Annotated in this window: 20 protein-coding genes and 1 pseudogene; 7 read left to right on the forward strand and 14 right to left on the reverse strand. The window is 57.7% G+C overall.

From position 1 onward, the window contains the following. Positions 1 to 85: 85 nt before the first annotated feature. The 8 genes from ACVHNU_RS10220 to ACVHNU_RS10255 all read right to left on the reverse strand — a co-directional run bounded on the left by ACVHNU_RS10220 (position 86) and on the right by ACVHNU_RS10255 (position 7,516). Entirely contained in the window at positions 86 to 1,696 is a 1,611-nt protein-coding gene (locus ACVHNU_RS10220; protein WP_473019626.1) for a gamma-glutamyltransferase family protein, read from the reverse strand. Between the two features lie 25 nt (positions 1,697 to 1,721). Next, positions 1,722 to 2,813, reverse strand: coding sequence for a polyamine ABC transporter substrate-binding protein (locus ACVHNU_RS10225; RefSeq protein WP_400496607.1), 1,092 nt, complete (start codon positions 2,811 to 2,813; stop codon positions 1,722 to 1,724). A gap of 20 nt (positions 2,814 to 2,833) precedes the next feature. Then, a complete protein-coding gene (locus tag ACVHNU_RS10230; protein ID WP_338801979.1) occupies positions 2,834 to 3,613 on the reverse strand; it encodes an amino acid ABC transporter ATP-binding protein in 780 nt (259 codons plus the stop codon). Between the two features lie 2 nt (positions 3,614 to 3,615). Continuing rightward, on the reverse strand, positions 3,616 to 4,392 hold the full coding sequence (locus ACVHNU_RS10235) for an amino acid ABC transporter permease (protein WP_473019627.1): 777 nt from the start codon (positions 4,390 to 4,392) through the stop codon (positions 3,616 to 3,618). Between the two features lie 11 nt (positions 4,393 to 4,403). Next, complete coding sequence (locus tag ACVHNU_RS10240) at positions 4,404 to 5,210, reverse strand: ABC transporter substrate-binding protein (RefSeq protein WP_473019628.1); 807 nt, start codon at positions 5,208 to 5,210, stop codon at positions 4,404 to 4,406. 79 nt (positions 5,211 to 5,289) lie between these two features. Continuing rightward, complete coding sequence (locus tag ACVHNU_RS10245; protein WP_103483426.1) at positions 5,290 to 5,958, reverse strand: GntR family transcriptional regulator; 669 nt, start codon at positions 5,956 to 5,958, stop codon at positions 5,290 to 5,292. A 266-nt stretch (positions 5,959 to 6,224) separates the two neighbouring features. After that, the gene (locus ACVHNU_RS10250; RefSeq protein ID WP_103483427.1) at positions 6,225 to 6,533 is read right to left on the reverse strand and encodes a plastocyanin/azurin family copper-binding protein; all 309 of its coding nucleotides are present in this window, start codon (positions 6,531 to 6,533) and stop codon (positions 6,225 to 6,227) included. 14 nt (positions 6,534 to 6,547) lie between these two features. Further along, positions 6,548 to 7,516, reverse strand: a complete 969-nt coding sequence (locus tag ACVHNU_RS10255; RefSeq protein ID WP_473019629.1) for a metallophosphoesterase family protein — start codon at positions 7,514 to 7,516, stop codon at positions 6,548 to 6,550. A gap of 153 nt (positions 7,517 to 7,669) precedes the next feature. Here ACVHNU_RS10255 and ACVHNU_RS10260 point away from each other — a divergent pair, with 153 nt between their 5' ends. Together ACVHNU_RS10260 and ACVHNU_RS10265 are read left to right on the forward strand one after the other, a co-directional pair. Continuing rightward, complete coding sequence (locus tag ACVHNU_RS10260) at positions 7,670 to 8,182, forward strand: sigma-70 family RNA polymerase sigma factor (protein WP_473019630.1); 513 nt, start codon at positions 7,670 to 7,672, stop codon at positions 8,180 to 8,182. Further along, positions 8,175 to 8,918, forward strand: coding sequence for an anti-sigma factor family protein (locus tag ACVHNU_RS10265; RefSeq protein ID WP_473019631.1), 744 nt, complete (start codon positions 8,175 to 8,177; stop codon positions 8,916 to 8,918). Before ACVHNU_RS10260 ends, ACVHNU_RS10265 begins: the two co-directional genes overlap by 8 nt. Before the next feature lie 67 nt (positions 8,919 to 8,985). On the opposite strand, the gene ACVHNU_RS10270 is transcribed toward ACVHNU_RS10265, so the two are convergent. Then, positions 8,986 to 9,747 (reverse strand): hypothetical protein, encoded by a 762-nt coding sequence (locus ACVHNU_RS10270; protein WP_473019632.1) that lies wholly within the window; start codon positions 9,745 to 9,747, stop codon positions 8,986 to 8,988. 308 nt (positions 9,748 to 10,055) lie between these two features. On the opposite strand from ACVHNU_RS10270, the gene ACVHNU_RS10275 reads away from it, so the two are divergent. Next, complete coding sequence (locus ACVHNU_RS10275; protein ID WP_473019633.1) at positions 10,056 to 12,677, forward strand: bifunctional diguanylate cyclase/phosphodiesterase; 2,622 nt, start codon at positions 10,056 to 10,058, stop codon at positions 12,675 to 12,677. A gap of 349 nt (positions 12,678 to 13,026) precedes the next feature. After that, the gene (locus ACVHNU_RS10280; RefSeq protein WP_473020062.1) at positions 13,027 to 14,337 is read left to right on the forward strand and encodes an ArnT family glycosyltransferase; all 1,311 of its coding nucleotides are present in this window, start codon (positions 13,027 to 13,029) and stop codon (positions 14,335 to 14,337) included. A gap of 375 nt (positions 14,338 to 14,712) precedes the next feature. On the opposite strand, the gene ACVHNU_RS10285 is transcribed toward ACVHNU_RS10280, so the two are convergent. Then, complete coding sequence (locus ACVHNU_RS10285; protein ID WP_201138513.1) at positions 14,713 to 15,249, reverse strand: P-loop NTPase family protein; 537 nt, start codon at positions 15,247 to 15,249, stop codon at positions 14,713 to 14,715. A 256-nt stretch (positions 15,250 to 15,505) separates the two neighbouring features. Between ACVHNU_RS10285 and ACVHNU_RS10290 the strand changes: the two genes are divergently transcribed. The 3 genes and pseudogenes from ACVHNU_RS10290 to ACVHNU_RS10300 all read left to right on the forward strand — a co-directional run bounded on the left by ACVHNU_RS10290 (position 15,506) and on the right by ACVHNU_RS10300 (position 18,445). Beyond that, positions 15,506 to 15,775: a DUF3630 family protein gene (locus ACVHNU_RS10290; RefSeq protein ID WP_342216043.1), complete on the forward strand. Its 270-nt coding sequence runs from the start codon at positions 15,506 to 15,508 to the stop codon at positions 15,773 to 15,775. Between the two features lie 880 nt (positions 15,776 to 16,655). Beyond that, on the forward strand, positions 16,656 to 16,871 hold the full coding sequence (locus tag ACVHNU_RS10295) for a hypothetical protein (RefSeq protein ID WP_207866938.1): 216 nt from the start codon (positions 16,656 to 16,658) through the stop codon (positions 16,869 to 16,871). 145 nt (positions 16,872 to 17,016) lie between these two features. Continuing rightward, positions 17,017 to 18,445, forward strand: a pseudogene (locus ACVHNU_RS10300) (IS1182 family transposase). A gap of 928 nt (positions 18,446 to 19,373) precedes the next feature. Here the strand turns inward: ACVHNU_RS10300 and ACVHNU_RS10305 are convergent. From ACVHNU_RS10305 to ACVHNU_RS10320, 4 genes are all read right to left on the reverse strand, one after another. Beyond that, positions 19,374 to 19,850 carry a hypothetical protein gene (locus tag ACVHNU_RS10305; protein ID WP_262141838.1) on the reverse strand — a complete coding sequence of 159 codons (477 nt, stop codon included), beginning with the start codon at positions 19,848 to 19,850 and terminating at the stop codon, positions 19,374 to 19,376. A gap of 429 nt (positions 19,851 to 20,279) precedes the next feature. After that, positions 20,280 to 21,626: a glutamine synthetase family protein gene (locus tag ACVHNU_RS10310; protein WP_473019634.1), complete on the reverse strand. Its 1,347-nt coding sequence runs from the start codon at positions 21,624 to 21,626 to the stop codon at positions 20,280 to 20,282. Between the two features lie 21 nt (positions 21,627 to 21,647). Next, complete coding sequence (locus tag ACVHNU_RS10315) at positions 21,648 to 22,205, reverse strand: helix-turn-helix domain-containing protein (protein ID WP_003224928.1); 558 nt, start codon at positions 22,203 to 22,205, stop codon at positions 21,648 to 21,650. A 13-nt stretch (positions 22,206 to 22,218) separates the two neighbouring features. Then, positions 22,219 to 23,508, reverse strand: coding sequence for an NAD(P)/FAD-dependent oxidoreductase (locus tag ACVHNU_RS10320; RefSeq protein ID WP_473019635.1), 1,290 nt, complete (start codon positions 23,506 to 23,508; stop codon positions 22,219 to 22,221). Between the last annotated feature and the right edge of the window lie 2 nt (positions 23,509 to 23,510).

A 23,510-nucleotide genomic window follows, 5' to 3' on the forward strand; every position in this document is an offset into this window, starting at 1 on the left:
GTCAGGGAGATTCTGCCATCGAATGGAGGCTGGGAGGTCTTTGTGAAAAAGTGTGTGCTCCTGACCTGGCGAGTACCTGCCGTATCTACCAAACCGCGATATGCGAATCCGCCCTCGGCTCAGTCCCCCCGCACAGCACCCCCGTCACCGGATCACGCAGAATGATCTGCCCTCGTCCGTAATCCGTCAGATCACTGGCGATCTGCACCTCATGCCCGCGACGCGCCAACGCATTGGCCAGATCCCTTGAAGCGCCCTGTTCGATGCCGACCTTCATCCCGCCAAGCCACTGCCAGCGCGGCGCGTCCAGTGCCGATTGCGGGTTCAGGCCGAAATCCACCAGGTTCATGACCATCTGCACATGGCCCTGCGGCTGCATGTAGCCGCCCATCACACCGAACGGGCCCAACGCTTGACCGTCCTTGGTGAGGAAACCAGGAATAATCGTATGAAAGGTCTTTTTGCCCGGCGCCAACGCGTTGGCATGCTCGGGATCCAGGCTGAATTCCTGCCCACGGTTCTGCAGGGCGATGCCGCTATCCGGCAGCACCACACCTGAGCCGAAGCCGTGATAATTGCTCTGGATGAACGAGACCATATTGCCCTGCCCGTCCGCCGTGGCCAGGTACACCGTGCCGCTGGCGTGGGGATCGCCCGGCTTCGGCGGCTGGGCCTGTTCGCCGATCTGTGCACGGCGGCGGGCGCTGTACTCGTCGCTCAGCAGATCATCCACAGCCACGCGCATGTGCAGCGGATCCGTGATGTAGTGCAGGCCATCGCTGTAGGCCAGTTTCATTGCCTCCAGTTGCCGGTGCCAGGTCTGCTGGCTGTCACGGTGATCGAAGTCGAAACCCTCGAGAATCTTCAGCGCCATCAAGGCGACCAGACCCTGCCCGCTCGGCGGGATTTCCCAGACATCCACGCCACGGTAATTGACGTGAATCGGCTCCACCCATTGCGCACGGTAATGCTCCAGATCCGTGGCGCGCAGATAGCCGCCCGTTGCCCGCGAATGCGCATCCAGGCGTTGCGCCAACGCGCCGCGATACAAACTCTCGCAACGGGTAGCCGCCAATTCTTCAAGGGTTCGCGCCTGCGCCGGGTTACGGAAAATCTCCCCGGCCTTGGGCGCGTGACCGTCAATCAGAAACGTATCGAACCAGGCCTGCAGCACTTCATCGCGATGGGGACTGAACTCATCCAGCGCGATCTGCCACTGATGGGCAACCACCGGCGACAGCGGAAAACCGTCTCTGGCCAGACTGATCGCCGGTTGCAGCAGATCGGCGAACGGCAACACGCCAAAGCGTTGCGACAGCTCGGCCCAGGCCGATGGGCAACCGGGAACCGTCACCGGCGTCCAGCCATACAACGGCATTTGCTCATGGCCGGCCGCTTTGACCGCTTCGATACTTAACGATGCCGGGGCGTGGCCGTTGGCATTGAGGCCATGCAACTGATCCTTGAACCAGACCAGCGCAAACGCGTCACCGCCCAGGCCACAGCCCGTAGGCTCGACCACGGTCAGGGCCGCCGCCGTGGCGATGGCGGCGTCGATCGCATTGCCGCCCTTTTGCAGCATTTCGATGCCGGCCTGTGCGGCCAGCGGCTGGGATGCCGCGACCATGCCACGACGGGCAAACACGCTTTGGCGTTGCGACGGATAGGGATATTCGTGAGCAGAAAATTTCAACATGGCAGAGGCTCTTCAAATCAGCAATTCATTGGCCGGACTTGATCCGGTTCCATTCGCGGGTGATCAGGCGCTGGATGTTTTCCGGCAGATCGGCGGAGACGAAGGCATGGTTGATCACTTCGTCAGACGGGTAGATCCCCGGGTTGCCGCTGACCTTCGGGTCCATCAGCGCCGTGGCGTCCTTGTTCGGATTGGCGTAGCCGACGTAGTCGCTGACCGGCGCAATCACCTCAGGACGCAGCAAGTAGTTGATGAACGCATGGGCGTTGGCAACGTTACCGGCGTCCTTGGGGATCGCCAGCATGTCGAACCAGAGGTTCACGCCTTCCTTGGGAATCAGGTAACGAATGTCGATATTTTTTCCGGCCTCGCGTGCCCGGGTCTGGGCCTGCATCACGTCCCCGGAATAGCCGATCGCCACGCAGATATCGCCATTGGCCAGGTCGGCGGTGTACTTCGATGAGTTGAAGTAGGTCACCGAGGGACGCAGAGTCATCAACAGTTTAGAAGCCTGTTTGTAGTCGTCGGGCTTGACGCTGTTGGGGTCCAGCCCGAGGTAAAGCAGGGCCTGGGGGATGATCTTCACAGGGGCATCGAGGAAGGCCACGCCGCAGTTTTTCAGTTTGGCGAGGTTCTGCGGATCGAACACCATCGACCACGAATCGAGCGGCACATCCTTGCCGAGCACGGCGCGCACCTTCTCCTCGTTGTAGCCGATGCCCACCGTGCCCCACATGTACGGCACGGCGTATTGGTTGCCGGGGTCGGCAGCCTGCAGACGCTGCATCAGACGTGGATCGAGGTGCTTCCAGTTATCCAGCAATCCGCGTTGCAGCGGCTGGTAGGCGCCGGCGCGAATCTGTTTCGAAAGAAACTGGCTGGACGGCACCACAACGTCGTAGCCCGAATGCCCGGAGAGCAACTTGGCCTCGAGCATTTCATTGGTGTCGAAGATGTCGTACTGAACCTTGATCGTGCTGTCTTTTTCGAAATTCTTCAGCGTGTCGGGGCCGATGTAATCGGACCAGTTGTAAACCTTCACCACCGAATCGGCAGCCTGAAGCATGGGCACCACGGCGGCGCAGCACAGCGCCGCGAACAAGCTCGATAAACGCATCGTCGAAATCCTTGTGAAGTTCACAGCACGCGGCTGAGAAAGGCCTGGGTACGGGGATGGGTGGGACGACTGAAAATCTGTTCCGGCGGGCCTTGTTCGATCAGTTCACCCTGATCGAGCACCACCACCCGGTCGGCCACCTCGCGGGCAAAACCCATTTCATGGGTGACCACGACCATGGTCATGCCCTCCTCGGCCAACTCCTTCATCACTTGCAGAACCTCGCCGACAGTTTCCGGGTCGAGGGCGCTGGTGGGCTCGTCGAACAGCATCGCCTGTGGCTTCATCGCCAGCGCTCGGGCAATGGCGACGCGTTGCTGCTGACCGCCGGAAAGCATCGACGGGTAATGACTGGCCTTGTCCGCCAGCCCGACCCGTTTGAGCAGTGCCTGCGCCTGCTCCAGCGCAGCCTGGCGCGGCACACCCAACACCTGAATCGGTGCTTCGATAATGTTTTCCAGGGCGGTCATGTGCGGGAACAGGTTGAAGCGCTGGAACACCATGCCGATGTCCCGGCGCTGGCGAGCGATGTTGCGTTCAGAGTCGCGCACCAGACTGCCGTCAGCCCGCGTGCGATAGCCCATGGGCCGGCCGCTGACGCGAATCTCCCCGGACTGAATGTCTTCGAGCAGGTTGATGCAGCGGATAAACGTGGTCTTGCCCGAACCTGAGGCGCCGATCAGCACCACCACTTCGCCACGTCGCACTTGCAGCGAGATGCCCTTGAGAATCTGCAGATCGCCGAAGGACTTGTGAATGTTCAGCGCCTCGATGATCAGCTCGTCACTTTGATGCGCCATGATTAGCGTCCCCTCAGCAGTTTCAGCGTGTTGCGCCCGAACATCCGGCTGGAGGCCGGCGGTGGCGCAGAAGGTCGGTCGGACTGGCCGAAGCGGTTCTCCAGCCAGCGCTGAAAGAAGCCCCACAGCGTGGTGAGCAACAGGAAATAAATCGCCACCACCAGGTACAACTCGAACACCCGAAAAGTCGCCGAGGTAACCATTTGCGTGCTGAGCAACAGCTCCTGCACGCCGATCACGCTGACCAGCGTGGTGTTTTTCAGCATCACGTTGAATTCATTGCCCAGCGGCGGCACGATCACCCGAAACGCCTGCGGCAGGACGATACGGCGCATCAATTTGGCGAAGGTCATGCCCAGCGAGCGCCCGGCCTCGTACTGGCCCTTGTCCACGGCGCCGATCCCGGCGCGGATGATCTCGGCCATGTATGCGCCTTCGTTGAGGCCCAGAGCAATGATCGCCGCCTGAATGTTGCCGGGGATCACCAGCCCGAACAGCTCAATGTCTTCGAAGCGAAAAATCCCGCCCGCCGCCAGCGCCGTGTAGAGAAAGACGATTTGCACCAGCAACGGCGTGCCGCGCATCAGCCACACATAAAAGCGCACCGGCAGATGCAGCAAAGGGTTCTTCGATAAGCGCAACAATGCGGCGGCCAGCCCCAACACACAGCCCAGCAACATCGCCAACACACTGATCAGACAGGTCAGCCAGAGCCCGGTGAGGTACACACCGCTGGGCTGCAACAGGTACTGCCAGAACACATCCCAATTGAAGTTCATCAACGCTTACCTCAATCGAGTGTGTCGCTGGAGACGTGCCACTTGTTCAAGAGCTGGTTATAGCTGCCGTCGCTGCGCATGTCGGTGATGATCTGCTGCACCGCAGCGCTCAGTTGCGGATCGTCCTTGCGAATGCCCAGACCGGTGAGGATCCGGCTGAAGGCTGGTACCCCTTCCTCGAACAAGTCCGGAGCCATCGCGGCGTAATAACCGGCGGTTTCCACCGTGGTGCCGTAAGCGTCGACCTGACTGATGCGCAAGGCCTGGAAGGCATCGGTGTCGGTGTTGTAGACCACCAGCTTCATCGGCGGCTTGCCGGCCTTGGTCAGGCTTTCATTTTCGCTGTCGAGCAAGGTCTTGATGGTCGAACCGTTGAGCACCGCGATCTTGTGCCCGCTGAGATCCGCAAGGGTTTTCAGCGCCTTCGGATTACCCTTGGGCACCACCACCGCCTGACTGGAATACATGTAGTTGACGATGTCGATCACCTCGCGGCGCTCGGGCTTGTCGAACAACTGATCGACGATCATGTCGCATTGTTTGGCGAGCAACGCCGGGAGCAATCCGGAAAACGGAATCACCCGCCAATCAACCTTCTTGTCGCCCAGACGCTTGGCGATTTCCAGGCCCAGGTCGACGGTCAGGCCTTTGGGCTTTTGCGCTTCATCGAAGGACACCAGTGGCGGCGAATCCATGCCCGAGCAATAGGTGAGTTTGTCGACCTTGACCAGACGCTCCGGCACCGTCGGTGCGGCAAGCGCCCACTGCGAACAGAGCCCGAGGGAAATTGCAGCCAGTAACAGGCGAGACGTATGCATGACCAGACACTCCAGTTCGGTTAGTAACGGGGCAGTACTCAAAGTCAAAACATCGGCGGATTCGGGTTCCGCTCTGTGGTTATTTTTCCGATTGTAGAAACTTGATCAGCTCGGGCACCGTGCCTTCGATGTGTTCACGCACCACGGCCTCGGCCTTGTGGGCGTCGCCGGCGCGAATCGCATCAAGGATCATCTGGTGTTCCTGGCGTGCACTCAGGGGCTTTTCGATGTGCTGTAACCACAGGCGCATGGGCGCTTCGATCAGCGCGTAGAGGGCGCTGATCTGCTTCAGCAGTCGTGGGCGATCGCTGAGGCTGCACAGGTACTCATGGAACTTGCGATGGCGACTGACCCACGCCGCACTCTCCTCGCGGTAGTCGTCCATTTCATCGAGAAGCCGCTCCAGCGCCGTCAACTGACGCTCGCTGATCTTGGGCACGGCGATACGAATCGCCAGCCCTTCCAGGGCGCTGCGCATCTCGAAGACTTCATGCATTTGCTCGACATCCAGACCGCTGACCACCGCGCCGCGGTTGGGCCGCAGCGTCACCAGACCCTGCGCATCGAGGCGGCGAAAGGCTTCGCGCACCGGCATGCGGCTCATGCCGATTTCACTGGCAATGTCCTCGGCAATCAACCGGTCACCCTTGCGATAACGACCGCCGCAGATGCCTTCCAACAGAAAGTTGTAGGCCTCCTCCTCGGCGGTCATCGGTTGACGCTGGTCATAGGCGGGAGCGAATTGCATGGCAGCACTTTTTGTCTTTTTGTATCCAATTATCCACGGATACAAAAAAGCACGATGCATGCCAGATTTCTCCGCACCGTGCCAAGCGCTTGATTTGAATGATTTAAGCGGAAAACGGCGATCAGCTCCTGCTGCGCGGAACTTGAGACGTGCTACCCAATAGCTCATTGCGAGCCCCGGAAAGGTGCAGATTGGTAGCTGAGTAACACTCAGGTCAGCAGCACCCTTCCGGTACGTTTTTCAGCGAGTTTTTCAGCGAATCGCATTCACTGCGTCACCACCACCTTGCCGATCATCTGTGGATGCAACACGCAAAAATACTCAAACTCCCCCGGTGTATCGAACACCCAGGAAAAGCTGTCATTGGTATCCAGCGCCCCTGAGCGAAACACCTTGTGGGTTTCCGCCACCGTATGCGGAATCTGATCGTCATTGACCCACGTCACCTTGGTGCCGACGGCCACGGTCAGGTCCTTTGGGCCGAACATGAATTCCTTGATGTCGATCTTCACTTCCGTCGCCCACACCGGCATCGCCAGCAGCAGGCCCACCAGCGCCAACAGTTGCCTTTTCATTTGCGTGTCCTCGGTTAAACCAGTGTTGAGTCAATCAGTGCCAGCGGGTGATCGCCCTGGGTTGCACGCACGTCGGTGATCCCCAGGTAATTGCGCAGTTGATCGGCCGCTACCGTCATCGGCCCCGGCGACGGTGCGGCACCCGGTGCCGGCTGCGGATAGGCGGTGCCACGGGCGGTGTGGAAGGTGATATTGCCTTCGACTTTCTGGATCACCTGATGAATGTGCCCGTTCAACACCGTCACCGAACCGTACTTGCGCAGCATCGCAATCGCCTGATCGCCATCCTCGGTGCCCCAGCCCCAGGGCTGATAAATGGTCCATAGCGGAATGTGGGTGAACACGACGATGGGGGTGCTGCTGCTGACCGCGCGCAAATCATCCGCCAGCCAGGCCAGTTGATCGGCGCCGAGGGTGGCTTCGTGACCGGCCTGGAAGTTGAAGACGTTGATCAGCGCAATGAAGTGCACGCTGTGATCATCGAAGCTGTACCAGCCGTTGCCTTTGGTGCCTTTGCCGTAGCGCTCCAGGTAAAGCTTGCCGCCGCCCTCGTCAAGGGTGTCGTGTTCACCGGGCACGTAATGCACGGTGGATGGCAGGCCCTTGAGCAACTGCGCGGCGGTGTCGAATTCCTCAGGCTTGGACAGGTGCGTGATGTCGCCGGTGTGCAGAATCAGTGCGGGACGTTTGGGTAGCGCGATGACCTTGTCGATCGCCACCTGCAAGGTCTTGACCGGCTCCGGGTTGGCTTCCTTGTTGAAGCCGATGTGCGAATCGCTGATCTGCACGAAGTGAAAGGTGCTGGCCAGGGCCTTGGGATCGCTGACGTTGCCCGCCTCGTCCAGCGCGAAGGCTTTGGGAACCCCGCCGCTCAAGGCCCAGATGACCCCGGCCCCGGCCCACGCCGAGCATTTGAGCAGGGTGCGCCGGTCCGGGTTGAGCAAGCCGTCGGTGCGCAATGGGTGTTTTGCTTGAATGTCCATCGGTATGTCCTCGCGGGCGGACTACAGTGAGGTAGCTGACACGAGGTAAACCTTGCGACGCGAGGGTTTATTCCACGTCGCAAAACAAATTGTTTTTCGGGAATAAAACCCGGCGCAGCACGGTTATAGGGGTGTGACAGTGCGGAACCCACCATGAAGCGATTTGAGGAACTGATTGCGCCGCATCTGGACGCGGCCTACAACCTTGCGCGCTGGCTGACCGGCAACGACAGCGCCGCGCGCGACGTCGTGCAGGAAAGCGCCCTGCGCGCCTTCCGGTTTTTGCAGCGTTTCGCCGATGGCAATGCCAAGGCGTGGTTTCTGACCATTGTGCGCAACGAAAGCTACACCTGGCTCAAGGCGTCGGCCGGGCACCATTGGGTCGCCCTCGATGACGACATGGCCTTTGATGACGGCGCGTTGAGCCACAGTCAAACCCCGGAGCTGCTGGCGATTCACACTGAAAACGCCGCGCTGTTGCAACAAGCGCTATGCGCCCTGCCGCCGGTGTTTCGCGAGGTGATTGTGCTCAAGGAACTCGAAGACCTGCCCTACAAGGACATCGCCCTGGTGGTCGATATTCCCATCGGTACCGTCATGTCCAGGCTGGCCCGGGCGCGGGCGATGCTCAAGCTCGAATTACTGAAGTTGCACGACCATGAATGAACTCGACTGCACGGTTTGCCAGACACAGCTGCACGGCTATCTGGATCAGGAACTGGACCCGGCGACAGCTGCGCAGGTGGCAGCGCACTTGAGCGCCTGCGCCGAGTGCGCGCGGCTGCATGATCAAGCGAAGTTGCTCAAGCTCAGCGTGAAGCGCCATGCGCCCTACTACCCCGCCCCCGCCTCATTGGCGGCCAGCGTGTTCGCCGCAGACAAACCCGTGCCGGGGTTCATCCAGCGCTGGCAAAAATGGCTGGCCCCGGCCTTTTCCGCCGCAGCGCTGGCCCTGGCGATGGTGCTGTATATCGCCACTCCCGGCAGCGAGCAACCACTGATCGACGAGGCCGTTTCCAGTCACGTTCGTTCGTTGATGGGCGAGCATCTGAACGATGTGGTGTCGTCCGATCGCCACACCGTCAAGCCCTGGTTCACCGGCAAACTCGACTTCTCGCCTCCGGTGTTCGACTACACGGCGCAAGGCTTCCCTCTGCTCGGCGGGCGTCTGGATTACCTGCAACACCAGACCACCGCCGCCCTGAGCTACGGGCATGCCAAGCACATCATCAACGTGTTCATCTTGCCTACGAGCGAGGCTGATAAAGCCGTGCAAAGCCAGAGCGTGCGCGGCTTCAATGTGGTGTCGTGGCAGGCCGGACACATGCACTTCGTATTGGTGTCGGATGTGGAGAAAGGTGAGCTGGAGGCGCTGGGGCAGTTGCTTCGGAAAGGTGCCTGAGAGCCTGGAAAGGAAAAAGCCACGTCATTACTACGTGGCTCTCCTTACCGTTCAATCAAACTCAACGTCAGTGATCGTTTTTATCATCGTGACCTCGATCATCCAGATGCTTCGCTTTGGCTCTGAACAGCGGCGGTTCCTTTGCGCGAAGCTCTTCGTAGAGCGTTGGGTGGTAAATCTGCGCAACGCCCTCCGAGGCCCACCAGGCCCAGTACAGCCCTGTGACCATGACTGTACTCACGAGGAACCAGCCGCTAAAACCAATGATGGCGTTCAGCGTGAGCATCAAGGTCTCGACATCGTTGCTTATACCCACCCAAGCATTGAAAACCGCGAACACGCCTAAGCCGAATATCAACTCTCCAGCCTGGTACCGTTTAGTTCGTGCCTCGTCTCTCATGGCATCGGCGGCCTCCCAACGCTTCCAGGCAAATTCATCTTCCTGCCTGATACTGTGTTCGCGCAACGCGCTATGTGTCACGTATCCATGATGAATGTCGTATTGCACATGTCCTTCGAACCATTGCCAGGGCAGATAAATGCCCGCGATACATACGAATCTGGCGATCGCCGGGATCACTAGCGAAACGATCAGGCAAAACGATGTAAAGCCCACAAAAACGGTGCCAAGACGCTCCCACAACATCGCCATATTGCCGGAAAAACCCATCAGATTCTGATGCAGTACAAAGGCGCAAAGCGAGTCTAGAAAAAGACATACATAGGTGAGCTTCAATGCCCACCGTAACTCCCAGGCTTTTTCGAAAACAGCTCCGGGCAATCCGGCGACAGGATTTGCCGATTTCAGGCCGTCTTTATTTTGATCCACGTTTATAACTCCATTGTCGTAATACTGCGAATGGGCGACTAAGACACCAGGCATGGCCTTGCTCTCAGCGTGAAAATTGAAGATGACAGACAGTACGCAAGACTCTCAACTCAACTATGTGCAGTTGCTCACACTGAACCCGGCGGAACGCTCCCGGCCATCGCACGCCCGCCGCAGTCTCAAGGCAAAATCCCCGCGCATTCACTACGCTTGAGAAATCCGCCTCGGTGCAAGCCCGGCAAACACATTGAACATTGCACGTGGGCCGCTGTTCCAGATGATTCAGCTACAGATTCAAGGACGAGCATATGGATGTTTTCGCTCCTGCAACGCCGGTTCCACCTCAGCAAAGTGCAATCACTCGCCGTCTGGCCTTCGCGGTCGGCGCGCTGTTTGTCGTTGGGGTGATTGCCACTATCGGCACCTTGCTCAGCATCGCTACTCGACTGGATCGCGAGGATGTCGAGGAGACGCGGTTCTATACCGCCCGTGCGTTGGAAAATCGCATCAGCGCGTCGAAAAGCTATATCACCAGCTACGCCGACTGGACCACGGCCTACGAACACCTACACGCCCAAGTCGACACCGACTGGGCCTATACCCAGCAGAACATCGGCAAGACGCTGTTCACCACTGACGGTTATGACGGCGTGTTCGTGCTGGATCGGCAACGCACCAAATACGCTGTGGTGCAAGGCGAGCAAGAAAACGGCGACCTCTCGCGTTGGCTCAAGGTCACCGCCGCCGCGCTGGTGGATCAGGTGCAGAGCCAGGCTGATCTGACCGTGCCCATCAGCACCTATTCGCTGTTCGACGGCTGGCCGGCACTGGTCACGGCGGCGGCTATCCTGCCTAACGATGAGCGTCCGGTGGGCGATCCCAAACAAACCTCGGTACTGGTGTTCGTCGACAAGCTCACGCCCAGCAAACTGCAGGCACTCGGCACGGCCTATGGCCTGAACAACCTGATGCTGACCCAGGATGATCAACTCGCCAAGACGCAACCGCGCGTGCCGCTGGACAGCACCGGTTACAGCCTGACGGCGGATCTTGAACGCCCCGGCCAGCAATTGTTGTGGTCATTGCTACCATCACTCGGCGCGGTGCTGGTGGTGCTGATGCTGTTGACTGCGTATTTCCTGCGCTACGCCTTGCGCTCGTCCACTTACGTCGACCATAGCTTCAGCACCTTGCAGGCCTCGAATCAGGCGCTGGAGGCGGCCAATCATGCGCTGGAGGCCAGTGAAGAACGCTTTCGCGCGGTCGCCGAAGCGGCGTCGGACTGGATCTGGGAGGTCGACAATCAACTGCGCCTGACCTACCTCTCGGCGCGCTTCAGTGAAGTGACCGGTTACCCGCAAACCCAATGGATCGGCCAGAGCATCGGGCAATTGGTGACGTGCGATACCACCCCGCTGGAGCTGTGGCTGAAGAAACTTACCGAAGACAGCAATGCCAGCGACCTGCGTTGCACCTACCGCGATCATGCCGGGCAGCAACGTTATTGCCGGTTGTCGGCACGCCCGATCCTCGACAAGCACACCGTGAGCGGCTATCGCGGCACCGCCAGTGACATCACCGACGAAGTCGCTGCCCATGCGCAGATCCAGCACCTGTCGATGCACGACGCCCTTACCGGCCTGCCCAATCGCAACCAGTTGGCGCGTTATCTGGATGATGCACTGCAACTCAAGGAGCATGCGCCAGCGTTGTCGCTGCTGGTGATCGATCTGGACAACTTCAAGCCGATCAACGACTCCCTCGGCCACCCGGCGGGCGATGCCGTGTTGCAGGAAGTCGCCAGTCGCCTGCGCGAATGCACCCGTGAGCTCGACATCGTCGCCCGCCTGGGCGGTGACGAATTCGTCGTGGTGCTCAATGGTATGGACACTCGGCAAGAGGTCGACCGCTTTTGTACCCGGCTGGTCGAGAGCCTGCATCAGCCGATGGTCTTCGAACATCACCCGCTGCACGTCGGGGCCAGCATCGGCATCGCCCTGAGCCGCCGTCAGGGCTTCGTGCCGAGCGAGTTGATCCGTTGCGCCGACATCGCGCTGTATCAGGCCAAGTCCGAGGGCAAGAACACCTGGTGCTATTTCGAAGCGCACATGAGCGACCAGATCCAGACACGCCGGCAGATGGAAAGCGATTTGCGCGGTGCGCTGAATAATGACGAATTCGTCCTGCACTACCAGCCGCGCTATACGGTCGACGGCAAGCACATCGTTTCGGTCGAAGCCCTGGTGCGCTGGCAGCATCCGACCAAGGGCCTGCTCGGGCCGGACGTGTTCATCAGCCTTGCGGAGCAGACCGACCTGATCGTGCCGCTGGGACGCTGGGTACTGCGCGAAGCCTGTGAAACCGCCCTCACCTGGCCGGCGGACATCCTGTTGTCAGTCAATCTGTCGCCGGCGCAGTTCACCCTCAGCGATGTCGTCGAAGACGTGCGCGAAGTGCTGGTGCGGACGCGTTTGCCGGCCAGTCGCCTGGAGCTGGAAATCACCGAAAACGTCATGCTGGTCGACACCGACGGTGCGCTGGCGACGATGAATGCGCTCAAGCAACTGGGCGTGCGCCTGAACATGGACGACTTCGGTACCGGCTACTCGTCCCTCGGTTACCTGCGCGCCTACCCGTTCGACGGGATCAAGATCGACAAGCGTTTCATCGCCTCGATCAGCAACGGCGCCAATGATCGCGCGGTGGTGCAGGCGATCATTGGTCTGGGCAAAGCCATGGGCCTGACCGTGACCGCCGAAGGTGTCGAGACTGAGGAACAACTGGAGATTCTCGGCAAGGATCAATGCAACGAGGTGCAGGGCTACTTCATGAGTCGGCCGATCGACAAGACCGCGTTTGCACAGTTGTTGAAAAGCGTCAGGGCCGAGCCGGCCGATCACTCGTCACCCAAGAAAGGGCGCGTCATTTAGCCGGCCTTACATCACTGTCAATATTCAATCATTGAAATGCACAAAGCCCGTTTCGACACGCTTCGTTAATGCGGCTTTCCTGTTGACTTTAATCGGTTCTGTTCAGGGTTTGTTTAGGGCCGTCATGCTTGAATAGTCCTCGTTGCGGGCTAGGCTCGAAGTTAATCTCGCGCCACACACAAGTTCAATGCAGGCGTCACCGGACTGTCAGGATGGCAGTCAAAAGAACAACTTCACTAAAGGGTTAACGATGGATCGATATGATGCCTCGCTGGTTGTAGAGCGCACTTCGCGGGCTGGAATGTTGACGGGACTGATTACGAGAAATCCCTGCCTGAGCATTTTTTTCATGACACTGGCCGTGTTCATGGCATTGCAGTACAAACCCGCTGTCCTCAACTACACAACACGCTTTGTCGACTTTGCCGAGTACATGTTGCTGCACGGTGTCACGCTGTTCCCGATTGCCGACGACCTCAAGCCTTATCCCGACTACACGGTCCTCAATACCTTGTTGGTCTATCTGGTTTCCTTGCCGTTCGGCCGGGTGTCCGTTCTTTCCATGGGTTTTCCGTCCTGCGTGGCCGCGTCGCTGATGCTGGTATTCATTTATCGGCTGGGCGCGTTGCGCAGCAAAAAATGGGGCGCGTATGGCGTTCTTTTCAGCCTGCTCACCTGGGCCTTTCTTGACGGCGTCAACTCGCTGGCACTGGATATCTATCCGGCGTTGTTAACGGTGATGTGCTTCTATTTTGCCTATTCGGCGGAAATGAAAAAGGACCCGCGGCGCCTGGTGTTTCTGTACCTCGGTCTGGCGCTGGGATTCGCGTTTCGTGGGCCTATTGGCTTGATCGGACCGGCGAGTGTCATTGGCGCTTATTACTTGCTGAGCCGGCAGTGGCGCCTGTTGCTGCTGTTTTCATTGCTCTCGGGCGTGATTCTGGCGGTGGGGGTTGTGTTGCTGGCATGGGCGGCCTACTTGCAAGGGGGGCAAGCGTTCCTCGAGGAAGTGCTGAACATGCAAGGCATCGGACGCTTCGGTTCCGACCACGCGCCACGCTATTACTTCTACTTCTCCGCAGGCCTGCTGACCTACGGCATCACGGTGTTTTACGCCATCAACGTGATTCTCAGGAAGTACAAACTGTTCTTTCGCCCAACCCGCGATAAAGACATCGACCTGCTGCTCTATCTGAGCGGGTGGCTGTTGGTGCTGCTGGTGCTGTTCACTGTTCCCAGTTCCAAGAAAGCGCGCTACATCCTGGCAATCACCCCGGCCATTTCGCTGCTGGCCGCCTACCTCTTCGTCAGCAAGGAAGCCGTCTTCGTACGCACCAGAAACGGCCTGCTGAACTTCTGCCTGAAGTTGCCCATGCTGGGGTTGGGGATGCTGGTGGCGGTGCTGGTTTACAACAACTTCGCCAATGTCCCGTTACAGCCCAACTACCTCGGCGCAGGCCTGGGGCTGTCCGCGTTGTTGAGCTTCTATCATGTTAAACAGGAGTACTTCGTCGAACATCCCTATCGCGAGTTCTTGACGCTTTCGTTTGGGGTAGCGGCATTTCTGATACTGGATATGTTTTTCTTCAACCCGATCACCTACCACCTGGAGCTCATGATCGAACCCACGCCGAAGTTTCTGCCGTATTGGTTTTGGTGAAGCCTCTTCCTGATTCATGAGTCAGCGACACGACTGTCCAGTATCCATATGTTGGTATCTGACAGGGTCATGACGCAATCTGGCTACGGAATCGTCGGAAATGTTCGTCGGTTCAGGGCACGCCATTGCCGCAGCAGGGCCGGCACAAAAGCAGTCGTTTGCAGCAGTAAAAAAATAAAGGTGGCGCCCGCTTTCGCTAGCGACACCTTCATCCACTGCCCGCTAATCAGGCCTTCTTCCTCGCCTCTTCCAGCGCTTTTTCAGCGTTGAACCCGTCGAAGTTCTCGAATACGCCCAGAAAGGCCGATTTGTGTGCTCACTGAACTGCTGATCGAGTTCTTCGGCGAAACACCACACCTGGCAGTGCAGCCGCTGTCACATCAGGCAGACTTCAGGTGATGCGGGCAAGCTATCCAGAAATGCGCCAATCTGACGCTTGCATCGCAAGTGCACCGTCGGGATCTGCGGGCCAATGGCCTGACGCACCGCCTCGATACCAGGGCGATAGCCACGATCGAAATTCCATACGAAGTTCAGGAATGTCAGGTACGCCCGATCAAGCTTCTCTGTACAACCTGCAGCAAGGTCTGCACGAGGTCGATTCAATACGCTGCGCAGGATCACCCGAGTGAAGCAGGTGAGCCGCGGCGTATCGAGCCAAATGATCAGATCGGCACGAGGCAGGCGCAGGTCGAATGTGCGACGGGCATAGTTGCCTTCACAGATCCAGGCATCCGCTGATATCGCTTCTCTGACGCGTGCGCGAAACTGCTCGGCGTCTGGCTCGATCCAGCCGGGTTCCCAAAACAGGGTATCCAGATGCACCACCGGCAGACCGAGACGCCTGCCCAAGGCACGGGCAAGGGTAGATTTGCCGCTACCGGCATTGCCAAGAATTACAATCCGTTGCATGGGAACTCCCTGTCGAGAAAAAGCCGGCAATTGTGCGGTTTTTGCAGGGTCAGTTAAAGACTGATGGACAACCGCGCTATCGACGTAAATTTTTGCAGGCTGTTTTGCTATTTGCAGGCCGGGGCAACATGTCGCCGTCGTTAAGCGGCTGCTTTCGGCCAAAAGCGGTCATCCTGCACCGTTAGGTGTCGACCCATTGCGACCATTCGTAGGAGCCACCACAATCGGAGGACTGTTGGTGGTGAGGTGACACATAGTGAGGATTGAAGTATCAGAGGAAGCCGACTGGAAGCTTTTCGAGGACTTGGCCCGGGTTATTGAGCAAGGGCTGGGCGGTTGCTGGAAAGAGAGGCTTGATGGCCCGGACCAACGCTATTGGGATCTGTTGGTGGATGAACACACGCTTACCCTGCACCTTGAACACTATTTAGGCATTTCAGTGGACATTCCCGATAGCGCAGATGACATTGCTCGAAGAGTATGTGCGTTGCTCAAGCAGCCTCCTTTACGGGTAAGCCCGCTCTAACAAAGATCCCAACTGATCCAGAAGGCAGGTGTGGGTCGATTTCTGTCTGTAGCCACCGTCAGCTTGTGGCCGACAGCGGTCGCTTGCCGATGTCCGCTTCTGGCCGATTTTTGTCTGTCGCCACCGTCAGCTTTGGGTCGAAAGTCGTCGTTCGGTAACCACATCGGAACCTCGCTACTCCCCGCAGGATCGGGTAACAGCGTGGAGATGTGAATCGACTGAGTCGTTGCGTGTTTAACAGATCGCCATCCTGGAAGCGGCTACTTTAGTGGAGATTGAAGTGGACATTGACTGTCTATTAAAAAAAAGGCAACTGAACGTGCAAGAGCAAAATGCTCTTGTGGCCCACACACTCATTGTAACCGCCAAAGCTTGGCTGGCCAGAGGGGTCCCTCTCGCCTTAAAAAACTATGGCGAGTCGAAAGGCGTTAGATGGTCAGAAACCGTCGTACTCGGCCTTGAAGTTGACTTTCCCGGAATGCCACGCCTTTATGGTCTTTTGCTCACTCACGCAGAGCGGTTCATAGAGTTTGAAATTGATACCGATAGCACTCATAGGTACGTGGAATCGGTGAGTCAATGGGAGGATGTTTCTGCTAATCAGGACTACGCGTCCCGAAAGCGCGGCACTGGAAAGGGCTTCGCAGCAATTGCTCTCCAGGTGAGGCGCGAACTTCTATACGGCGTTTAGGTGTGAATCACTGAAGCAGAGACTCCATTGTTGATCGTAAGCCGCATTTAATGAGTGGCAGCTTTCGGCCAAGAGTGTGTAAAAACTCCAAAACCAGCTCGGATGATTAAAACTGCCCCCAAATGCGCATTGCCGCACCTGTCCGGCGTCAGTAGGATTCGGTCATCACTGAAACAAATGGATGTGAATATGGAAAGCATGCCGAGAATGGAAATTGAGCGCGTTGCGTATCAAGAGTTTTTAACTCTTTGGGAACGCGGAGCGTTCGATAATCAGCGCTTAGGCCAAGCGTTCTATAACCATTTTCGGCTTCATCGTCTGAGCGACCAAACGCGCCTGTTCGGTCTCTATGAAACTGACGGAGACAAGGCCATGACCGCGATCTCCCGCCTGTTCCAAATCTGATAACTCCGGCCCCGCGTTTCGCGAGAGCAGGGTCAGCCTTGGGTCAATAGTCGCCTCTCATAAGAGACTGAGTTGGCTCAGAGTGTGTAAACGCTTTTGCGAACCCTTGCTATGATTTCTGAGGATTTCATCGCAGGGATCGCCCATGAAGCGCTTTATCCAAGGTGAACATCGAGGCCAAGGCACCTTACTTCCCGAGAGCCTCGACGACTACGTCAGCGATACCAACCCGGTGCGCGTAGTCGACGTCTTTGTCGACGAACTCGACCTGGTCAAACTGGGTTTTGACGGTGCCATTCCAGCCGATACTGGCCGGCCTGCTTACCATCCCGCGATCCTCTTGAAGATCTACATCTACGGCTATCTGAACCGCATTCAGTCGAGCCGGCGCCTGGAACGAGAAGCCCAGCGTAACGTCGAACTGATGTGGCTGACCGGCCGCTTGATGCCCGATTTCAAGACCATTGCTAACTTCCGAAAAGACAACAGCAAGGCCATCCGAGGCGTCTGCCGCCAATTCGTGGTGCTGTGCCAGCAGTTGGGATTATTTGGAGAAAATCTGGTCGCCATCGACGGAAGTAAATTCAAAGCCGTCAACAACCGCGACCGCAATTTCACCAGCGCCAAGCTGAAGCGGCGAATGGAAGAAATTGAATCGAGTATTAATCGATATCTGACTGCGCTCGACAAAGCCGACCAGCAAGAACCCACAGCTTCCGAGCCCAGTGCCGTGCGGCTGGAAGAGAAAATCGCCAAGCTCAAAACTCAAATGAAGGAGCTTCAAGCGATCGAAATCAAACTCAATGAATCGCCGGATAAACAGGTCTCGCTGACCGATCCAGACGCCCGTTCCATGATGACTCGCGGCACGGGAATCGTCGGTTACAACGTGCAGACAGCGGTCGATACCCAGCACCATTTGATCGTTGCACATGAGGTGACCAACGTCGGTTCCGACCGCGATCAACTCAGTTCGATGGCCAAGCAGGCCGGCGAGGCGATGGCGTCAAAAACGCTGTCGGTAGTGGCTGACCGAGGTTACTTCAAAAGCGAAGAAATCCTCGCTTGTCACGATGCCGGCATCACCGCCTATGTGCCCAAGCCGATGACCTCTGGAGCCAAAGCGGACGGGCGTTTCAATAACGATGTTTTCATCTATGACACCGCGAAAAACGAATACATTTGTCCGGCTGGAGAGACGTTGATCTGGCGCTTTTCCAGCGTTGAAAAAGGCATGAAGTTACACCGTTATTGGAGTTCCAATTGCCAGGGATGCGAGCTGAAATCGAAGTGCACACCGAGCAAGCAACGTCGAGTTCGGCGATGGGAGCATGAAGCCGTATTGGAGAAAATGCAGAACAGGCAGTAACGCCCCGGAGATGATGCGCATCCGAAAACGGACAGTTGAGCATCCCTTCGGGACGCTCAAGCAATGGATGGGCGCGACACACTTCCTAACCCGAAAGCTCAATGGGGTTAGCGCCGAGATGAGCTTGAACGTGCTCGCCTACAACCTGAAACGGGTCATGAAAATCATCGGCACGAGCGGCTTGATGAAAGCGTTAACGGCGTAAAAAATCGGTCGTTTTACCCCACTAAAAGGGCTTTAAGAGGCAACTTAGCCGTTTTAACTGATCCGTTTGCGAAACGTGAGCACGGTCTCCTAGGGGCAGTATAGAAAACCCAATCTGAGGTTTTTACACACTCTGGGCCAAAAGCAGTCATTCAATGCTCTACAAAATTAGAGCCGATTCGCCCCATCTCAACTACCGCGCTAATTCCGGGGAGAGTGGGCATGGAAAACACGCGCTCACCCATCCGACAAAGACCGGTACGCAAAGCATGAGCCTCCAATCTGTCCGGCCCCTCAAAGATGGCTGGCAAGCCAAGACCAGTGTTTGCTGCCAGTCCAGAATCAAAACAGGCATTAATTCAGCTTCCTTACTGCCTTCAACAGCACTGCTACTGCTGTATATCACTGATCACAATCTGCGAACTCCCCTCGATCCTTCTGACTTCTACAGTCATGCTCCCATGCTCGCCTTTGACCAAGTAAAGGTACTGATGAAAACCTGGCTCAGTGTCACTTTTATAATATGTGGACCGCTTCAGCAATATTAAGGAAGCGACATTGCCTATCTGAGTAGGGATCTGTTGGCTTGAGCGTAAATACTCTTGAAACGCAATATTAGCCTCATCCTTTGCCTCGTAGTACCTCAGCACAAATCCTGCGATCACGACGATCAACACTATCGCAATTAGAGGCCTGATTTTTTTGAATCTCGGGCTTTTTAAACTACGCATACCCACCCCCTTAAAAATGGTTATAACCACCAAATTCTACGTTGACATTAGTACCCCAACGTCCGCCCCAATTCACTGCGTTAGGATCAATAGAAAATACGACCGATGGACTGCCAAAGCGACCACCTACTTTGTTCGTGATGGCGTTGCCTGTCGCCTCCTTGTAGGAAATGCCTGCCGCTAGAGGGCCGACGCCTATCACCACCAAGAGGGGGCATTTGGTGAGGCTTTGAAATCAAAAGATTTTAGGTTAACCAGTAGTGAGTGATCCCTAACCAAGATAACTCCCTCGTGAAATATCACACTCGCTTGCCAGTTGAAATTTTCAAGATAGTAGACGCATAGACTGTCGCAATTTTTCATAAAAGCACATTCATTGAGGGCAATTCTTTTAATTAGATCGTCAGTTATTGGGAGTCGTTGAGTGCACATACCAATAATTCCGTCGGAGTAAGTTGTAACGGATATTGCATTGACTGCAGTGGGCGAATGAACGTCAAAACCCATTATGCTGTTGGCACTTGAGTCCGGATAAAGCCAAACAACCAACTCAAGTGGTGTTTGACTCGCAAATTCGGAAAGCAATTGGATTTGCCTATCAAAGCTGCTTTCTGAAATGTAAAGCACATCATCTATTTTACTTGTCATTGTCAGTATGTCGTCATCGGTCTCCATGAATCGAGCATAGACGGTAATGCAATATATGTTTTACGGGGCACATCTTTACTACTGGAATCGGTCGCCGGGGGCCAGCGGCCCCTCTTGGCCGAAAGCTGTCTGCCCACAAGGCCCGCTTTCGACTCAAATCTGGCAATGGCGATACTGAATCGCCCCGGATTTCTTAGATATTGAATGACCGCTTCTGGCCGATAGCTGTCAGCCAAAGTCAACTATTTCCAACTCAACGCAGACATTGCACGGGATGGCGTTGGTTATCTCCAGACGTCATTCGAAGCCGTTCTTTCGCCATCCTCACGCCCCGTGTTCAAAATACCTCGTGGCACGCTCTTCAATTTTGATGAGCGATGGAATTCACCGGCGCTGAATTCCATCCGGTCATCGCGGGCCCCTGCACCCGATTCGAGTGGTGTGTTGAAACAGCAATCACAAATACCAGCGATACTCCCGCGCACTGATCTCCTGCATGAATGCCAGGTGATCCTGACGCTTGTTCTCGCAATACACGTCGACAAACTCGGCGCCCAGTCCCGCCCGCAGTTGCGGCTGATGCTGCAACGCGCGCACGGCATCGAGGATTTCCGTCGGAAAGTCGATGCCGCTGTTGCGGTCGTCGTTGAGTGGCGGGATCGGTTCCTTGCCTGATTCCAGACCATGTTCCAGACCCACCAGAATCGCCGCCAGCACCAGATACGGATTGGCGTCGGCGCCGGCCAGTCGGTATTCGATGCGCAGGTTTTTCGTGTCCGACTCGGGGATGCGCAGGCAGGCGTCACGATCCTCGTAACCCCAGCTCGCCTTGGTCGCGGTGTTCACCGTGCCGCTCAAGCGGCGCATGGCGTTCTGGTTTGGGGCGAAGATCGGCATGCTGTGCGGCAGCAAGTCCAGGCAGCCGTCCACCGCATGACGCAGCGCTTGCTGGTGATTGGCGGCCAGCAGGTTGTTGCCGGCCGCGTCATACAAACTGACATGCACGTGCATGCCGCTGCCCGGATGCTCCACGTACGGCTTGGCCATGAAGCTGGCGCGATAGCCATGCTTGAACGCGACGCCACGGGTGCTGCGACAGAACAGCGCCGCCCAGTCGGCTGCGCGCAAGCCGTCGTCCAGATGGCCGAAATTGATCTCGAACTGGCCCGGCCCCAGCTCTGCGGTGATCACCGTGGCGTCGATACCCTGAGCCCTTGTCGCCTCAACCATTTCATCAAGCACCGGGGCAAAGCGTGACAGGCGTTCGATGTGCATGTTCGGCTGATCATCGGCGTCGTCGGTCAGCGCGTCCCGAGGGAATTGCGGCAGGCCGTCGCGCAGTTTTTTGTCGAACAGATAGAACTCCAGTTCGAAGGCCACCACCGGGTGAATGCCTTTGCCCGCCAATCGATCCACTACCTTCGCCAGCACTTCGCGGGGTTCGAACTCGATCGGTTTGGCGGTGCCGTCGGAGGTAATCAGCATCTGCCCCAGCGGCTGCGCTTCCCAGGTCACCGGTTTAAGTGTGCCCGGGACGAGGCGACGCACGGCGTCCGGGTCGCCGTCGTTGAAGCAGTAATCACCAATCTTGAACAGACCGCCCTGCACGCCCAGCAGCACGCAGTTTTGCGGCAGTTTCAGTGCACTGCCCGCCGCGACTTTTTCGAGCATGTCCACCGGATAGCGCTTGCCGTAGAAGTGCCCCGGAATGTCCAGGGAAATCAGGTCGACATAACGCACCTCGGGGTAGCATTGGCGAAACGCGCGCACTTCGGCGAGCAGGTCAGAGCAGACAGCGTCCATCGTGTTCATCCTTTGTTGTTATCAGGTGTAGACCCAGAGCACACGGGTGAGCTGCCCGGTGAGGTTGCCGTAGCGACAATGGGTGTGACTGTCGAATTGAAAACTGTCGCCGGCCCTTAACGTCACCGGCTCGCCGTCATTGCCCAGCCACAAAGTCAATTCGCCTTCGAGCACATAGCCGCCCTGCTCCGAGCTGTCGCTCATGTGCCGGTCGCCACTGCTCGCGCCCGGTTCCAGATGACTTTCGAGCATGGAGAACGAGGCACGCATCTGCGGCGACACCAGAATGTCGGTGATGCCGTTGGCGTAATACAGCGTGCGGCGCTCGTCCGGGCGGGTTACCCACGGCAACTCCTTGGGCTTGGGCAGACTGTAGAAATAAGTGGTCGGCACGCCGAGGGTTTCGCTGATTGCGGTGAGGTCGGCCACGGTCGGGCGCGACAGGCCGCGTTCGACTTGCGAGAGAAACCCCACCGAACGGCCGATTTTGTCGGCCAGCTCTTTGAGGGTGTATTTCTTGTGCTTGCGCAGGTCGTGGATCAGGATCGCCAGCGCAGCGATTTCTTCTTGCTTGTTCATGGTCAAAATCTCATCAAATGCTGTCGCGCAGCCGATACCAGGCCTTGCCGACGGCTTCCAGCGGTGCGGCGAAGTATTTGCCGCCGGGGAAACGGCCATTGCTCAGGCCCTGGTACAACGCCAATTCATCTTCCTTGCCGAGAATCGCCTCGGACACGGCGCGGGCGGCGGCCAGCGTCGGTAGCACGCCGTGGCCCGAGTAACCCTGCAACCAATAGCGATCACCCTCACGGCCAACGTCCGGGGTGCGTTTGATTGTCAGGTCGATGTGCCCGCCCCAGGCGAATTCCACCTCTACACCTTTTAGCTGCGGAAACACCCGCTCGAGAAACGGCCGAGTCGCCGCCGCAATGTCCTTGGGCATACCGCCCAGATAAGTGCAGCCGCCACCAAACAGCAGGCGGTTGTCGGGTGTGCGACGGAAGTAATCGAGGACGAACTGGTTGTCGGTCACACAGACGTTGCTCGGCAGCAGCGCAGTGGCTTGCTCCGGCGTCAGCGGTGCGGTGGCGACTTGATAGGTGCCGACCGGCAGGATGCAGCTGGAGAGTTGCGGGTCGAGTTGATCGAGATAGGCGTTGCAGGCCAGCACCAGCACGTCGGCCTTCACCGAACCGCGCTCGGTATTGACCCGGAAACCGTTGCCCTCCTGCTGAGAACTCAACGCTTTGCTTTGCTCATGAATACGCCCGCCGGCACGCTCGATGGCGGCAGCCAACCCGAGGGCGAGTTTCAGCGGATTGAGGTGCGCGCCTTCGGCGTCGTAGAGGCCGGCCTGATAGCGTTCACTGGCGACCCATTGCGGCAGGTCTTCGCGGGGAATGAACTGCAGGCCGTCGTGGCCCCATTTGTGACTGGCCTCGTGTTGCCATTCAGTCAGCAGGCTGACCCGACGCGGCATCACCGAAGTCCACAAATGGCCCGGGCGATAGTCGCAATCGAAGCCATGCCGCCCAGGCAATTCACGCAGCTCCTGCGCGGCCCAACGCATGCCGTCCCACAGACGCCGGGCGCGCTCATGACCGAGCGCGGCTTCCAGCGGCGGCATGTCGCACGACCAGCCCAGAATCGCCTGCCCGCCATTACGCCCCGACGCAGCCCACGCCACACGACTGGCCTCCAGCACGGTGACACGCTTGCCGGCCAAGGCCAGGCGCAACGCGGTGTGCAGCCCACTGAAACCGGCACCGATGATCACCACTTCGGTGTCGTGCTCACCTTCCAGAACGGGCCGTGTGCTGAGGATATCGGCGCAACTGTGGGCGTAATAGCTGGCGACATGCTGCTGGGACTGCTGAAACATTC

It is taken from the genome of Pseudomonas sp. Ors-4-3C (assembly GCF_055755035.1).